Annotated in this window: 15 protein-coding genes; 9 read left to right on the plus strand and 6 right to left on the minus strand. The window is 74.3% G+C overall.

Translation table 11 applies throughout. The features are described 5' to 3' along the window. Positions 1-68: 68 nt before the first annotated feature. Positions 69-992 (minus strand): SigB/SigF/SigG family RNA polymerase sigma factor, encoded by a 924-nt coding sequence (locus tag OG500_RS05805; RefSeq protein WP_329577329.1) that lies wholly within the window; start codon positions 990-992, stop codon positions 69-71. Positions 993-1279: 287 nt separating this feature from the next. On the opposite strand from OG500_RS05805, the gene OG500_RS05810 reads away from it, so the two are divergent. Together OG500_RS05810 and OG500_RS05815 are read left to right on the plus strand one after the other, a co-directional pair. After that, on the plus strand, positions 1280-1678 hold the full coding sequence (locus OG500_RS05810; RefSeq protein ID WP_327065296.1) for an STAS domain-containing protein: 399 nt from the start codon (positions 1280-1282) through the stop codon (positions 1676-1678). 130 nt (positions 1679-1808) lie between these two features. After that, positions 1809-2297, plus strand: a complete 489-nt coding sequence (locus OG500_RS05815) for an ATP-binding protein (protein ID WP_329577332.1) — start codon at positions 1809-1811, stop codon at positions 2295-2297. 56 nt (positions 2298-2353) lie between these two features. Here OG500_RS05815 and OG500_RS05820 read toward each other — a convergent pair whose 3' ends face one another. Further along, complete coding sequence (locus OG500_RS05820) at positions 2354-3358, minus strand: YdcF family protein (protein ID WP_327065298.1); 1005 nt, start codon at positions 3356-3358, stop codon at positions 2354-2356. A 226-nt stretch (positions 3359-3584) separates the two neighbouring features. Here OG500_RS05820 and OG500_RS05825 point away from each other — a divergent pair, with 226 nt between their 5' ends. Together OG500_RS05825 and OG500_RS05830 are read left to right on the plus strand one after the other, a co-directional pair. Next, positions 3585-4013: an SsgA family sporulation/cell division regulator gene (locus OG500_RS05825; protein WP_327065299.1), complete on the plus strand. Its 429-nt coding sequence runs from the start codon at positions 3585-3587 to the stop codon at positions 4011-4013. An 87-nt stretch (positions 4014-4100) separates the two neighbouring features. Continuing rightward, positions 4101-4457 (plus strand): PRC-barrel domain-containing protein, encoded by a 357-nt coding sequence (locus OG500_RS05830; protein ID WP_327065300.1) that lies wholly within the window; start codon positions 4101-4103, stop codon positions 4455-4457. 19 nt (positions 4458-4476) lie between these two features. Here the strand turns inward: OG500_RS05830 and OG500_RS05835 are convergent, their stop codons facing one another. Next, the gene (locus tag OG500_RS05835) at positions 4477-5058 is read right to left on the minus strand and encodes a nuclear transport factor 2 family protein (RefSeq protein WP_329577336.1); all 582 of its coding nucleotides are present in this window, start codon (positions 5056-5058) and stop codon (positions 4477-4479) included. A 212-nt stretch (positions 5059-5270) separates the two neighbouring features. Between OG500_RS05835 and OG500_RS05840 the strand changes: the two genes are divergently transcribed. Further along, complete coding sequence (locus OG500_RS05840; RefSeq protein ID WP_329577339.1) at positions 5271-7418, plus strand: MMPL family transporter; 2148 nt, start codon at positions 5271-5273, stop codon at positions 7416-7418. A 7-nt stretch (positions 7419-7425) separates the two neighbouring features. Here OG500_RS05840 and OG500_RS05845 read toward each other — a convergent pair whose 3' ends face one another. Next, positions 7426-8181, minus strand: a complete 756-nt coding sequence (locus OG500_RS05845; protein ID WP_329577342.1) for an AIM24 family protein — start codon at positions 8179-8181, stop codon at positions 7426-7428. Between the two features lie 351 nt (positions 8182-8532). On the opposite strand from OG500_RS05845, the gene OG500_RS05850 reads away from it, so the two are divergent. Next, entirely contained in the window at positions 8533-9420 is an 888-nt protein-coding gene (locus OG500_RS05850; protein ID WP_329577345.1) for an MBL fold metallo-hydrolase, read from the plus strand. 104 nt (positions 9421-9524) lie between these two features. After that, positions 9525-11006, plus strand: a complete 1482-nt coding sequence (locus OG500_RS05855) for an amidase (RefSeq protein WP_329577348.1) — start codon at positions 9525-9527, stop codon at positions 11004-11006. 57 nt (positions 11007-11063) lie between these two features. On the opposite strand, the gene OG500_RS05860 is transcribed toward OG500_RS05855, so the two are convergent. Then, positions 11064-11456 carry a hypothetical protein gene (locus OG500_RS05860; RefSeq protein ID WP_327065306.1) on the minus strand — a complete coding sequence of 131 codons (393 nt, stop codon included), beginning with the start codon at positions 11454-11456 and terminating at the stop codon, positions 11064-11066. Positions 11457-11562: 106 nt separating this feature from the next. After that, positions 11563-12555, minus strand: a complete 993-nt coding sequence (locus tag OG500_RS05865; protein WP_442907001.1) for a helix-turn-helix domain-containing protein — start codon at positions 12553-12555, stop codon at positions 11563-11565. A 332-nt stretch (positions 12556-12887) separates the two neighbouring features. On the opposite strand from OG500_RS05865, the gene OG500_RS05870 reads away from it, so the two are divergent. Both OG500_RS05870 and OG500_RS05875 read left to right on the plus strand, forming a co-directional pair. Beyond that, positions 12888-13271 carry a hypothetical protein gene (locus OG500_RS05870; RefSeq protein WP_327065307.1) on the plus strand — a complete coding sequence of 128 codons (384 nt, stop codon included), beginning with the start codon at positions 12888-12890 and terminating at the stop codon, positions 13269-13271. Beyond that, positions 13268-14302: a winged helix-turn-helix domain-containing protein gene (locus tag OG500_RS05875; protein ID WP_329577355.1), complete on the plus strand. Its 1035-nt coding sequence runs from the start codon at positions 13268-13270 to the stop codon at positions 14300-14302. Before OG500_RS05870 ends, OG500_RS05875 begins: the two co-directional genes overlap by 4 nt. Positions 14303-14304 lie beyond the last annotated feature (2 nt).

The raw sequence follows: 14304 nt of genomic DNA on the forward strand, positions 1-14304 counted from the left end.
CCCCGAACGGGGAACGGACGCGGCCGAGCCACCGGCGAGCGGCGGCCCGGCCCCCGGCGAGCGGCGGCTCAGCTCTCGGCGAGCAGCGCGGTGCGCAGCCGGGCCAGGATCCGGTTGAGCAGCCGCGACACGTGCATCTGCGAGATGCCCAGCTCGCGCCCGATCTCGGCCTGGGTGAGCTCGGTGCCGAAGCGCAGCGACAGGATGGTGCGGTCGCGCTCGGGCAGCGCGGCGATCAGCGGCTTGAGCGCCTCCAGGCAGAGCACCGTCTCGAAGGCCCGCTCCTCCACGGCCAGCCGCTCGCCCAGCGGGCAGCCGTCCACCGACCCGTCGGCACCGGCCGGCGCGTCCAGCGAGCTGGTGCTCTGCGCCTGGGAGGCGGTCAGGCCCTCCCGCACCTCCTCCTCCGTCAGATCGAGATGGGCGGCCAGCTCGGCCGCGGTCGGCACCCGGTCCAGCAGCTGCTCCATCGCGTCCGAGGCCTTGGCCAGCGTCAGCCGCAGCTCCTGCAGCCGGCGCGGCACGTGCACCATCCAGCCGGTGTCCCGGAAGAAGCGCTTCATCTCGCCGCTGATGGTGGGCAGCGCGAAGGTGGAGAACTCCACCTCGTACGCCGGGTCGAAGCGGTCGATCGCCTTGATCAGGCCGATCGTGCCGACCTGCAGGATGTCGGCCACCGGCTCCCTGCGGTGGGAGAACCGGCCGGCCGCGAACCTGACCAGCGCCATGTTCAGCTCGATCAGGGTGCCGCGCACGTAGGAGTACTCGGCGGTGCCCTCCTCCGCCGCGCGCAGCCGGTCGAAGAGCACCTTCGACAGCGCCCGCGCGTCGGCCGGGCAGACCCGCGCCAGGTCTTCGGTGTCGATCCCGAGGTCGGCCGCGAGCCTGCTCAGGTCCGCCGGGCCGGTCACGGACGCCGCGGGCGCGGGGTCGCTCGGCCGGGCGCCCTCGCGCTGGGCAGTGGTCGAAGGGCCGGACACGATGGTCGGCATGCTCTCTCTCCTCTGCTGGAAGTCGCTCGCTGCTGGCAACAGGGGGTCGGGTGCCCCGGTTCGGCGAGGCCAGACCTCATTGCTCCGAACTTCTCCGATGTTCCACCAATACGACACACTTCCCTCACATCCCACCCGAGGACTTCACGGAGCAGGCGCCTGGCTCGCCGACCGGGCTACTGTTGCCTACCCCGTGCGGGACCACACCCGTATGGTCTAAAGCAGTGCGTCGCGCGGCCGGCTCCAGCACGGCGGTGGCCCCGGCGAAGGCCCGACGAAGGAGCACCATGCGCAACAGCGTCCCCGCCCAGGGCGGGGCCGGCACACCGCCCCACGGGCGGCAGCCGGCAGCACGGCTCACCGCCGAGGTGCGGGCCACGGACGGCGCCGTGGTCGTCGCCCCGGTCGGCGAGCTCGACTTCGACAGCGCCGGCCTGCTGCACGAGCGGCTGCGCGAGGCCATCGGTGCCGCGACCGAACGCGTGGTGGTGGACTGCCACGGCCTGTCCTTCTGCGACTCCACCGGCCTGAACCTCCTGCTCACCACCCGCATCGAGGCCCAGCAGGCCAACCTCACCCTGGTCCTGGCCGACCTGCAGGCCACCGTCGCCCGGGTCTTCGAGCTCACCGGCACCGACGCGGTCTTCGACATCCGCCCCGACGTCCCCGCGGCCGTCCGCGGATGACCGTCCGCCGGCCGTGCCGCCACGCTCGCACCGGGCACCGGAGCACCAGGTGTCCGGTGAGTTCCAGCGGGCACACGAGACAGCGAGTGTCGACCACCGCCACTTCACCAGGCCGCCGAAGTGAGGACAGATGAGCGCCAGTGAGTTCCGGACCAGCGACCGGACCGCGCCGCCCGGTCTGCCCACGCTGCCCGGCCTGCCCGCCTCCGGGCAGATCCGCCGGCTGACCCTGGCCGGTACCCAGGGCACGGTCGGGCGGTGCCGCGACCACACCCGCCAGGCCCTGAACGACTGGGGGCTGCTGCCCACCGAGGACCCGGACCAGCAGGCCAGAGCGGACGACCTGCTGCTGGTGGTCTCCGAACTGGTCACCAACGCCTGCCAGCACACCGGCGGCGCGGACCAGCTGGTGCTGCGCGCGAGCGCCCGCACCATCCACATCGAGGTCTTCGACGCGGTCGCCGCCCCACCGGTCCCCCGCCTGCCGCACACCCCCGGGCGGCCCGGCGGCCACGGGCTGCACACGGTCGCCCTGCTCGCCAGCCGCTGGGGCCACACCCCGCGCACCGACGGGCCCGGCAAGGCGGTCTGGGCCGAGATCGACCTGCCGGCCGGCTGAGGGCTGCCGGCGGGCAGGCGCTTCCCGCGCGCGCCGCGCCTGCCCGTCGGCAGCCCTCAGCGGTGCCAGCCGGCACTCGTGCCCAGCAGCACGAGCAGCGCGCAGACCCCCAGGTTGGTCACGGGGTGGCCGACCAGGACGGCGACGAACTCGCGCAGCGTCGCGCTCGGCCAGTAGTACGGCGCGGTCGGCGCGCCGAGCACCTGGCCCCGCACCCCGGCGCGGCGGGTGATCACCGCCGCGCGCAGCACGTGGAAGCTGCTGGTGACGACGGCACAGCGGTAGCCGGGCCGCTCGGCCTCCATCAGGGCCCGGCTGAACTCCAGGTTCTGCTCGGTGCTGACCGAACGGCCCTCGCGCCTGATCCGCTCGGCGGGCAGCCCGCGACCGATCAGGTAGTCGGCCATCGCGTCGGCCTCGGAGCGGGACTCGTCGGAGCCCTTGCCGCCGGAGACCAGCAGCAGCGGCGCCGAGCCGCGCCCCGCCTGTGCCTGGTAGAGGGCGAGCCCGCGCTCCAGCCGGGCCGCGAGCAGCGGCGGCACCCGCGAGCCGTCGACCAGCCCGGCGCCCAGCACCACCACGAAGTCCACCGGGCGCCGGCGGATCAGGCGGCTGTAGAGGAGCGCGTAGCCGACGAAGCAGAGCAGCAGGAAACCGAAGTAGCCGGCGAGCAGGAGCAGCACCACCGCCAGCATCCGCAGCGGACGGCTGTCCAGGTGCACGGCGGCCAGCAGCAGGCCCAGCAGCGCGAAGATGCCCAGGCCCGCCAGCCCGGAGAGCAGGTTGGGCAGCCGGCCGCCCTCCCGGCGGACCATGGTGACCCCGTTGGCCACCAGCAGGATCGCGGTCGCCAGCACGCTGAGCCCGACCAGCGTGGGCAGCACCGCCAGCACCACGTGCGCCGCCCGGAGCGGGAACCGGCTCAGCTCGCCGAGCAGGCCCAGCGCCAGGCAGCACAGGGCCAGGCCGAGCAGCACGCCGTTGCCGAACCGCCTGCGGTCTCGGCGGGTCCGGACGACGAACGCGGCGCCCAGCAGGGCGGCCAGCAGATAGGCGAGCATGGCAAGGATCCTAGGGAACGAGCCCGGCGCAGCAACGGCTCTGTTCCGAAACCGGCTCGGTCCTGGGACGAGATCCCGACCTCCGCCGCCCGCCCGTGACGCCGCCCGGATGCACGCCGGGGGGCAGCGGCAGCGCCTCGCGACACGCCCGGCATGGAGCGCGTGATTCCGGGCAGACGCGACTCTGGAGACAACACGAACCACCGTTCGCCGCAGGAGGCCGGGCATGCCAGAGACCGTGGAGTTCCTCACCTCGGGGGAGCTGACCGGCCCACTTCCACGCCGCCTGCGGGTCGTCCTGCGCTACCGGGCCGACGACCCGTACGCCGTCCACCTCTGTTTCCCGAGCGGCGCCCGGTTCGACGAGGAGCCGGGCGCGGGCAGCGGCCTGTCCTGGACGGTGGGCCGGGAGCTGCTGGCGGAGGGCAGCCACACCCCGGCGGGGCTCGGGGACCTGCGGTTGCGGCCGCTGCCGTCGGCGGGCACCGTGCGCCTGACCTTCCACTCGGCGGAGGGCTTCGCGGCCTTCCACCTGGAGGCGTCCGACCTGCAGGACTTCCTGGCAGCGAGCTACCGGCTGGTGCCGCCGGGCACCGAGAGCGAGCGGCTGTGCTGGCCCGAAACGGCCGAGGAGTTCGCCAACCGCCTGTTCTGAACCGGTCTCCGCAGGAGCCCGGGTGGACGCGCCGCTCCGGCGGACCCGCGAGACCATGGAATGCGATACGCGCGAGGAGGTCGAGCAGTGTTCGAGCCCGAGGACATCAGAGAGTGGCGCGGCCACGACGTGGTCGACGTCGAGGGCCGCCGGATCGGCCAGCTGGAGGCCGTCTACGTGGACACCCTCAGCGACCAGCCCGCCTTCGCCACCGTCGTGGTCGGCATGCCGACCCGGCGACGGCTGACCTTCGTGCCGCTGGCCGGCGCGAGCGTGGGGCCGGGCTACCTGAAGGTCCGCTACCCGCGTGACCAGGTCAAGGACGCGCCGTCAATCGGCACCGACGACGTGCTGCCGGCCGAGGACGAGGCGGCGGTCTTCGCCCACTACGAGCTGGCCTACGACACCGCCCCGGGCGGTGCGCGACGGCTGGGCCGTCCCTGACTCCCTGGCTGACGCCCGCTCAGGCGTGCAGCCAGGCGAAGGTCTCCCGGTAGAAGGCGGCCACCGGCTCCGGCCGGTCGTCGCCGTAGAGGTCGTCCGCGATCCGGTAGCCGCGGCGGCCGAGCAGGTGGCCGAGCAGCCGGTAGGCGGGCCGCAGCCCGCTCAGCTCCGCCGGGTCCACCACCAGCCGGGCGCCGGGGTGGCTGGGCAGCAGCGTGTCCCGCTCGTAGACCGGGTCGAAGGACTCGACCAGCCACCGCCCCTCGTGCCGCGCCACGCGGTAGACCAGCCTGGCGTAGGAGGTGAGGTCCACCTCGACGCCGTCCAGCTCGGCCCGCAGCTCGATCGCCGCCGGCAGCTCCACCACCGCCCGCGCGCCGTGCACGTCGACGACCGGCGGGCCGAGGCGGTGGGCGGCCAGGTCGCCGCTCGCCACCATCTGCTCGGAGGCGGTGACGAAGTCCGCCGCACTGCCGCGGAACCAGCTCAGTCGCACCGTGGCCGTGGGCGCGAAGCAGGCGCGCATCTGCTCCCACCAGCCGCGGTCGCGCGCCTGGCGCTCGTGCAGGACCAGCTGGGTCACCTCGACGACGTCGTTCATGGGTGCGTCCTCTCTCCACTGTCTCGGTTCCGGCATTCTGTGGGACGGATCGGGGCCGCCGCGGCGTTCAACGCTGACCGGTGCCCAGTCCGCCCACCCGTCGGCCGATCGGCTCGCCGGGCGTGCGCCCGCCTGGCCGGCGCGCTTTGATCAGGAGGTTGCGCCAGTCCGGCGCGACCGAGGCGCTCGGCAGCGGACGAGGTGGTCCCGGCATGGCATCAGCGGTCGCCCGTCAAGGACGGATGGCTCGGCTCGGCCGCTTCTGCTACCGCCGCCGTCGGTTCGTGCTGCTGCTCTGGGTGGTCGGTACCGTCCTGCTGCTGCTCGTCGGCTTCGGTTTCAAGGCCCCCGCCGACAACAACTTCACCGGTGGGAGGTCGCCGTCCGCGCAGGCCCAGAACCTGATCAAGCTGCACTTCCCCGAGCGCCAGGGCAGCGGTCTGACGCTGGCGGTCCAGGCCCCGGCGGGCGTCGCGGCCCCGGCGGTGCGCGACCGGGTGGACGCCCTGCTGACCCAGCTGTCCGGCGCCCCGCACCTCACCACGGTGCACTCGCCGTACAGCAGCCCGGGGCAGATCTCGGCGGACGGCACGATCGCCTTCGCGACGCTGCAGTCCGCCGTCACCCCGCTGCCGGCGAGCGAGGTCGGCCACCTCGTCGACCAGGTGAAGGCGGCCGGCGGCACCGGCGTCACCTTCGCGCTCGGCGGCGCCGACGTGGTGGCGGCCGAGACTCCCTACGGCGGTGCGTCGGACGCGATCGGCGGCCTTGCCGCGATGGTGGTCATCCTCGTCGCGTTCGGCTCACTGCTGGCGACGGGTCTGACGATGCTCGCCGCGCTGTTCGGCATCGGCACCGGGCTGGCCCTCATCTTCCTGCTCGGCCACCTGTTCCCCGCGCCGTCGTTCAGTCCGATCGTCTCCACGCTGCTGGGCCTGGGCGTGGGCATCGACTACGCGCTGTTCATCGTCACCCGCTACCGCGAGGGCCTGGCCGACGGGCTGACGCCCGAGGACGCGGTGGTGGTGGCGATCGCGCGGGCCGGACGCTCGGTGCTCTTCGCCGGGGCCACCGTGGTGATCGCGATGCTCGGGCTCTTCGTGGTGCAGCAGAAGCTGCTCAACGCCACCGCCGTGGCGGCCTCGGTCACGGTGCTGATGACGATGGTCGCCGCGATCACCCTGCTCCCCGCGCTGCTCGGCTTCGCCGGGCGCGGCATCGACCGGTTCAAGCTGCCCTACTTCGGGCGGACCGGCTCGCGCAGCCCGATGGCCGAGCGGTGGGCCCGGGTGATCCAGCGCCGCCCGGTGACCGGCCTGGTGGCGGGCGCCGCGCTGATGATCGTGCTCGCCGTGCCCGCCTTCTCGATGCGGCTGAGCTTCGAGGACAACAGCACCGAGCCGCACGACACCAGCGGCTACGCCTCCTACCGGATCCTCAGCGAGGGCTTCGGGCCGGGCTTCGACGCGCCTTTCGTCATCGTCGCCGCGCTGCCCGCCGCGCCCCCGCCGGGCGCACCGGGCGGCGGCGCGCAGCTGGACCCGGTGGTCGCCGCCGTCGCCCGCACGCCCGGGGTCGCGGCGGTCACGCCCCCGCAGACCAGCCAGGACGGCATGGCCGCGCTCTTCATCGCCTACCCGACCACCGCCCACCAGAACGCGGCCACCCCGAAGCTGCTCGACCGGCTGCGCGGCCAGGTGATCCCCGACGCCGTCCGGGGCACCGGGCTGGTGGTGCACATCGGCGGTCCCACCGCGGGCGACACCGACTTCGCCGCCGAGGTGTCGGCCCGGCTGCCCTGGCTGATCGCGACCGTGATCGGGCTGGCGCTGGTCCTGCTGCTGGTGCTGGTCCGCTCGGTGGCGATCGCGCTGAAGGCGGCGGTGATGACGCTGCTGTCGGTGGGCGCGGCCTTCGGCGTGCTGGTCGCCATCGTCCAGTGGGGCTGGCTCGGCGGCCTGCTCGGGTTCCCGACCACGGCGCCCATCACGGCCTGGGTGCCGCTGTTCATCTTCCCGATCCTGTTCGGGCTCTCCACCGACTACGAGGTCTTCCTGGTCTCCCGGATCCGCGAGGAGTACGACGCCGGCGCGCCGACCAGGGAGGCGGTGGCCCAGGGCCTGGGCCGCACCGCCCGGGTGATCACCGCCGCCGCCGCGATCATGGTGACCGTCTTCCTCTCGGTGCTCGCCACACCCGACATCGCCGTCAAGGAGTTCGGCCTGGGTCTGGCGGTCGCGGTCTTCCTGGACGCCACGGTGGTCCGGATGGTGCTGGTGCCCGCGATCATGGAGCTGCTGGGCAACCTCAACTGGTGGCTGCCCCGCCCGCTCGCCCGCCTGCTGCCGCAGATCGCCTGACGATCCGTCAGTTCCGCATCATGGTGCCGACGATGCCGCCGAGGCCGACCCCCTCGGCACCGGCGGTGGCGGCGTCACGGGCCAGGTAGGGCTCCAGCGCGTGGGCCAGGTTGGACAGCGGCATGCTCTGCAGCCAGATCTGGCCCGGTCCGGTCAGTGCCACCAGGTGGTAGCCGTCGCCGCCGAAGATCTTGTTGGCGATGCCCGGCACCCGGGTGATGCTGAACTGCACCGACTCCTCGAACATCCCGACGTGCCCGGGGTGGACCAGCATCGTCTGGCCGGGCCCCAGGGTGTACTGGGTGAGCTCACCGGAGAGCTCCACCCAGGCCAGCCCCTGCCCCTGCAGGCGCTGGAGCACGAAGCCCTCGCCGCCCCACAGGCCGCCCCGGAAGGACTGCTGGAGGGCGACGGTGGGGCTGACCCCGGGGGTGCCGCAGACCCAGCCGTGCCGGTGCACCAGCATGGTGCGCCCCGGCGCGATGTCCACCGGCACGATGTGCCCCGGCACCTTGGCCGCGAAGGCCACCAGGGCCGGGCCGCCGTGCGCCTGGTACTGCGTCAGGAAGATGCCACCGCCGCCGACCGCGCGCTTGAGCGTGTTCATCAGGCCGCCGCGCCCGCCACCGGCGTTGGTGGTCTGCGACATCTGCATGTTCGCCGACATCCACGACAGCTCGCCGTGGGCGGAGACCAGGCTCTCGCCCGCCTCCAGTTCGACCTCCAGCACCGGCATGGTGCTGCCCTTGACTACCGCCCGCATCCCGAGCCCCTCCCCCTGCCGGGCGGCGCTGCCGCCCGGCGTACCGCCGAAGGCGGTCCGACGCCACCTCGCCCCTGGACGCTACCGCCGCCGCCCGGGGCCGGCCAAGGCCGGGCGCACGGTTGGGACGGGACCGGGACCGGCCGGTGACACGCCACCGGCCGCCCGCCGCGGTGAGGGCGACCCGGCCGGGGGCGTACGCCGCTGCGACCGGTCGTGCGGCCGGCCCGTAGAGCGGCCCCGCGGCGTAACCACAAGATCCGCGCCCCCTTCCGGTTTCCGTTCGGCGCACGGTACTTCTGGAGGCGGGCGCCCGACCGCGGGTGCCCGCCGACGGGAGAGGTCGAGAGCATGGGGACGGAACAGCTGACGGAGGGCTGGCGGGTCGACGAGCGGTGCACCAACTGCGACGTCGCGCGGCAGTTGGCCCCGGGCCTGATCGGCGAGGCCGAGGGCCGCTCGGTGGTGCTGCGCCAGCCGCGCGACCAGGCCGAGCGGGAGGCCCTGCACAGCGCCGCGCACGCCTGCCCCACCCGGTCGATCCGCCCGCCCGAGGGGCGGCTGGACCCGGTCCTGGACCCGTTCCCGCTGGCGCTGGACGCGGGCGTGCGCTTGTGCGGCCACAACTCGCCGCGCACCGCCGGGGCCAACTCCTACCTGCTGGCCCGCCCCGACGGCAGCGCGATGATGGTGGACACGCCGCGGTGGAGCGCCGCGCTGACCGCCCGCTACCAGGCGCTCGGCCGCGTCACCGACGTGCTGCTCACCCACCGCGACCACGCCGCGCACGGCCGCCGCTACGCCGACGAGTTCGGCGCCCGGCTGTGGATCCACGAGGGCGACCTCGCCGCCGCGCCCGACGCCGACCAGGTGCTGCGCGGCACCGAGCCGACCGAGATCGCCACCGGGGTGACGGCCTTCCCGCTGCCGGGCCACACCGAGGGCAGCGTCCTCTACCTCGCGGACGAGCGGTACTGCTTCAGCGGCGACAGCTTCTACTGGTCCCGGACCACCGGGGACCTCGAAGTCGCCGACAGCGTCACCTGGTACTCCATCCGCGAACTGGCCGCCTCGCTGGCCCGCACCGCGCCCAGGCTGCGCTTCGAGTGGCTGCTGCCCGGCCACGGCGACCGGCGGCAGCTGCCCGCCGACAAGATGGCCGAGCGGCTGCGCAGCCTGGCCGAACGGACCGGGCAACTCCGGCCCAGGCCCATCGACTTCACCGGCGTGCGCTGGTAGCCGCCGGGGCGCACCGGGGGTCTTGGTGCCGCGCCGGGGCGCGTGTAGTGTCCGCCTCCAGTCGATCAGCGCCGCCAGGCCCTGTCTGAAGGAGGCACCACCCGGTGGACTACGCCGAGTACCGGACACACGACGCGGTGGGCCTGGCCGAGCTGGTGGCGGCGGGCGAGGTGTCGCCCACCGAGCTGCTCGACCTGGCGATCGCGCGGGCCGAGGCCGTCAACGGCCGGCTGAACGCCATCGTCACCCCGATGTACGAGCTCGCCCGGGCCCGCGCCGCGCAGCCGCCGACCGGGCCGTTCGCGGGTGTGCCGTTCCTGCTCAAGGACCTCCAGCAGGACTACGCCGGGCTGCCCACCGGCAGTGGCTGCCGGGCGCTGGCGCACCGGGTCGCCGCCGAGCACAGCACCGTGGTCAGCCGCTGGCTGGAGGCCGGCCTGGTGGTCTTCGGCAAGACCAACACCCCCGAGTTCGGCGCCAAGGGCGTCACCGAGCCGGAGGCCAACGGCCCCACCCGCAACCCCTGGGACCTCGGCCGCACCCCCGGCGGCTCCTCCGGCGGCTCGGCGGCCGCGGTCGCCGCGGGCGTCGTGCCGGTGGCGGGCGCCAGCGACGGCGGCGGCTCGATCCGGATACCCGCCGCCTGTTGCGGGCTCTTCGGCCTCAAGCCGGGCCGTGGCCTGGTCCCGGCCGGCCCGCTGTCCGCCGAACACCTGGACGGCGCGGCGACCAACGGGGTGATCTCGCGCAGCGTGCGCGACACCGCGGCGATGCTCGACGTCCTCACCGGCACGCCCGACCCCGGCGGCCCCTACCTCGCCGCCCGCCCGGAGCTGCCGTACGCCGAACTCGCCCGGCGCGAACCGGGACGGCTGCGGATCGGCTTCAGCACCCGCTCCCCGCTCGGCACCCCGGTGCACCCGCAGGCGGTGGCCGCCGTCGAGGACGCCGCCGCGCTGCTCGCCGGACTCGGCCACGAGGTCGAGCCCGCCGAGACCGGCATCGACGAACACCGCATGGCCCTGGACTTCCTGAGCATGTGGTGCGTCCAGACCGCCCACGCGGTGGCCGAGACCCGGCGCATCACCGGTGCCGGTCCGGAGGGCTTCGAGCTGGACACCCTCCTGCTGGCCGCCGCGGGCCGGGCACAGCGGGCCTGCGACCACCACGGCACCCGCCAGCGCTGGAACACCTACAACCGCGCGCTGGCCGCCTTCCACCAGCGCTACGACCTGCTGCTCACCCCGACGCTGGCCCGCCCGGCGGTGCGGATCGGCGAGCTGGACACCCCGCGCCCGGTCCGCGCGGTGGCCCGGGTCCTGCTGCGGCTGGGCCTGCTGGGCACCCTGTCGGGGACGAAGGCCTGGGAGCGCGCCGTCGTGGCCAACCTCTCGGCCACCCCGTACACCCAACTGGCCAACCTCACCGGCCGCCCCGCGATGAGCGTCCCCACCCACCGCACCCCGGACGGGCTGCCGCTGGGCGTGCAGTTCGTCGGCCCGCTGGGCGGCGAGGGCACCCTGCTCGCCCTCGCCGCCCAGCTGGAGACCGCCCGCCCTTGGGCCCAACTGGCGCCCCCGCTCTAGAACTTCGACCATCCCGCCCGGCCGAGGAGCGGCCGGGCGGTGGTCAGCGGGAACGGATCAGCACTGGCTGTAGCCGAAGTTGCCGCCCCAGTTGGTCAGGTTGTCGCCCGACATCCAGCCCGTGGTGTTGGTGCCCGCGATCCGCCCGTAGTACCAGACGTTGTCGTAGTCGTTGGTGGCGTAGCACCAGATCCACAGCTCGGTGCCCGAGCTCACCGAGGCCACGTTCCCGCAGCTCGCGTACGGGCCGACCTTGAGGTTGTAGGTGCCGGTCAGGTAGGCGTAGGTGCCGGGGTCGGTGTGGCTGGTCGACCAGCCGCTGCAGCTGATCGCGGGCTTCAGCACCGACGGCGCCGCCGCGCTCGCACCGGTGGCCCCGGCGAGGCCGGCCACGCCCCCGAAGAGCACCGCCGAGGTCAGGACCGCAGCGACCCTGCGTCCGATCTGCATCTGATTCTCCATCAGTTCGGCGTCCGTGATGGACGCTTGGAAGGACAGTGCGCCGTGCGCACGCCAACATGCCAGCAGCCCCGCCGTCCGGTCTTGGAGAAATCCGCTAACGGCTCTCCGGCCGAGCGGAGTTCGCCGGGCGGCCGCGCAGCAGTACGCTGGTGGCCCGGCCCGGCAGGCGGTCCACCGGACGCTCGGGCATGGCACGCAGCTGGCGCAGACCGGCCGGCGTGCAGCCCGTCATCGCCTTGAACTCCCGTGCGTAATGGGCCTGGTCGTAGAAGCCGCAGGCGACCGCGATCCGGGCCGGTGGGCAGCCGGCCTCCAGGAGGCGCAGCGAGTGTCGCAGTCGCAGCAACCGGGCGGCCCGCTTGGGCGAGAGGCCGATCTGCTCGCGGAAGCGCAGCTCCAGGTGGCGCTCGCTCCACCCCACCGCCGCTCCCAGACCGCCGACACACCCGTCACCTCCCGACCGGACCACCTGCCGCCAGGCGTGCACCACCTGCTCCGCGGCGGGCCGGCCGCACGCGACGCGCTCCAGCAGGAACGCGTCCACCAGGGCGAACCGGTCCGACCAGCGCGGCGTCCCGGCCAACCGCTCGGCCAGCAACGCCCCCTGCCACCCCAGCAGATCGCGCACCGGCACCGCGACGCCGTGCAGCTCGTGCAGGCCGACGCCGAGCACGGTGTAGGCCAGCCAGGGCTCCAGCAGCACCTCGATCCCGCACAGCCGCCCGTCGTGCTCGGCCACCGTCGGCTCGGTCTGCAGACCGGCGAAGAGCGAGTCGAGACGGGTCCAGCCGGCCTGCGGGTCGCCCGTCAGCGAGCGCCCGACCCGGCCGAGCCGCAGCGAACCGCCGAACTCGAGGAGCAGGGTGACCAGTCCGCTGGGCACCTCCAGCCGGCGCTGCGGCCGGTGCAGGGCGAGCCGGTAGCCGCGGTAGCCCGCCACGCCGGAGCCGGGGGCGCCCGCGGGCGCGGCCCGGACCAGCTCCCAGCTCCCCTCAGGGCCGGTGCCGACCCGCAGGTCGATGGTCCGCACTCCGCCCCGGCCTGCTGCGGCGTCGAACTCCAGCCGGTCGTACACCTGTTGTGCCATTCAGTCTCCCCCCGAACGACTCGACCCGGCCACCGTAACCCGCAGCGGGGCGCCGCGCAGCCGGTCGAGAACCGGCCAACTCCCCACCCGCCATGGGGCTCCGGCCGACCCGCCCGGCCGCAGAAGCGCCACGCCGGGGCGTTGCGGTCGGGAAAACGGCGGACCAACGGGCTGGCCTGAAATCGACGCCCCCTCTATGGATATGCCAATGGCATTGTCATAACGCAGGCGTCACTCAGTAGCCTTCCGTGTCAGAAGAGCGACGCGTCGTAGCGGACGTTCGGCCTCGCGCCGCCCTGCCCAACCGCTGTCACCATCCGAAGGAGCGTCAGGTGCCGGGGATCGACGACTGTTTGTCCGCGGCCCTGCGGATACCCGGCGCCCGCGGGGCAGGTCTGTTCGACTGGGGCAGCGGACTGGCGCTGGGCACGGCGGGCGCCAGCGCGGCCGAGGACCACGAGACCACCGCCACCGAGGCGACCGACCTGGTCAGGCTGGCCGCGGAGAGCCTGAGCTTCGCGGACCCGGGCGATCCGCGGCTGCCCCTGCAGGACCTGATCCTCACCAGCACCCGCAGCTACCACCTGTTCTGGCTGATCGGCACGGTCTTCGACAGCCGGCTGCTGCTGCACCTGTGGCTGGATCGCGACCAGGCCAACCTGGCCGGCGCGCGGCTGCGGCTGCAGGCCCTCGCGGAGGAGCTGGTGCTCGGGTGAACACCACCGCCGCCGTCCCCGTCCGCGGCGCCACCGGCATCGACGCCACCAGCACCGACAGCACCAACGTTGCCAGGGCCGACGTCGACGGCACCAACGTCGACGGCACCGCCTTCGACGAGGACGCGGCCGCCGTGGCGCGGCTGGCCGACCGGCGGGCCACCGGAGCGCTGCACACCGAGACCGGCACCCTCTTCCTCCACCAAGGCGCCGTGGTCCACGCGGAGAGCCCGCACTGCCTGGGCCTCGGCGAGCTGCTGATCGGCTGCGGACGGATCACCCCGGACGCCTGGCAGCGCCTGCTGGACCGGTTCGCCGGCGAGCACCGGATCGGGCGTCTGCTCGTCGCCCAAGGGGTGGTCACCACAGGCGAGTTGGAGGCCTGCTCGGTTGCCGCGCTGTACGACGCCGGCTACTTCGCGCTCGGCCCCGGCTCGCGTCACACCGGCTTCGAGCCCGGGGCGCGCCACTGGCTGGGTCCGGTGAACGCCGTGGCACCGCGGCTGCTGCACCGCGAGGTCGTCCGCCGCCGCCTGCTGCTCCAGCGGGTCTGGCCCTGGCCGCAGGTCGACTCGGCGCCGGTGGTGCGCACCGGCCGGACCCTGCCCGGCGCACTGCCGCCCGGCTGTCGGCGGCGCGAGATCCTGGAGCACGCCGACGGCCGCCGCACCCCGGCCGACCTGGCCCGTCTGCTGGGCCGCTCCAGCTACGCCACCGTGCTGGAGGTCCGCCGGCTCGCCGCGGCCGGCCTGATCGCCACACCCCCAGCCGTCACACCGCCGGCCCCCGCGCACCCGGCCGCCGTGCACCCGGCCGCCCTGCCGAGGGGCACCGCCACCTGCGCGGGCGACGCGCTGTCGCGCCCCGCACCGCCCCACCCCGACGAACGCCCGCAACCGCTCCCCCAACCGCTCCCGTGGCGCACCCGCGGCGCCTCCCGGTGCCGCGCGGCCGACGACCAGCTGTCCGCCCACGCCCCGGAGACCGCCCTGCTGCTCCGGATCCGAACCGCCCTGGAGGCTCGACTGTGACC

The sequence above is a fragment of the Kitasatospora sp. NBC_01250 genome (genome assembly GCF_036226465.1).
In the GTDB taxonomy this organism is placed as follows: domain Bacteria; phylum Actinomycetota; class Actinomycetes; order Streptomycetales; family Streptomycetaceae; genus Kitasatospora.

Excerpts from the sequence above, each read along its gene's own strand:
- OG500_RS05805 (WP_329577329.1), bottom strand. The coding sequence starts at position 992 with ATGCCGACCATCGTGTCCGGCCCTTCGACCACTGCCCAGCGCGAGGGC.
- OG500_RS05810 (WP_327065296.1), top strand. The coding sequence starts at position 1,280 with ATGCGCAACAGCGTCCCCGCCCAGGGCGGGGCCGGCACACCGCCCCAC.
- OG500_RS05815 (WP_329577332.1), top strand. The coding sequence starts at position 1,809 with ATGAGCGCCAGTGAGTTCCGGACCAGCGACCGGACCGCGCCGCCCGGT.
- OG500_RS05820 (WP_327065298.1), bottom strand. The coding sequence starts at position 3,358 with ATGCTCGCCTATCTGCTGGCCGCCCTGCTGGGCGCCGCGTTCGTCGTC.
- OG500_RS05825 (WP_327065299.1), top strand. The coding sequence starts at position 3,585 with ATGCCAGAGACCGTGGAGTTCCTCACCTCGGGGGAGCTGACCGGCCCA.
- OG500_RS05835 (WP_329577336.1), bottom strand. The coding sequence starts at position 5,058 with ATGAACGACGTCGTCGAGGTGACCCAGCTGGTCCTGCACGAGCGCCAG.
- OG500_RS05840 (WP_329577339.1), top strand. The coding sequence starts at position 5,271 with ATGGCATCAGCGGTCGCCCGTCAAGGACGGATGGCTCGGCTCGGCCGC.
- OG500_RS05845 (WP_329577342.1), bottom strand. The coding sequence starts at position 8,181 with ATGCGGGCGGTAGTCAAGGGCAGCACCATGCCGGTGCTGGAGGTCGAA.
- OG500_RS05850 (WP_329577345.1), top strand. The coding sequence starts at position 8,533 with ATGGGGACGGAACAGCTGACGGAGGGCTGGCGGGTCGACGAGCGGTGC.
- OG500_RS05860 (WP_327065306.1), bottom strand. The coding sequence starts at position 11,456 with ATGCAGATCGGACGCAGGGTCGCTGCGGTCCTGACCTCGGCGGTGCTC.
- OG500_RS05865 (WP_442907001.1), bottom strand. The coding sequence starts at position 12,555 with ATGGCACAACAGGTGTACGACCGGCTGGAGTTCGACGCCGCAGCAGGC.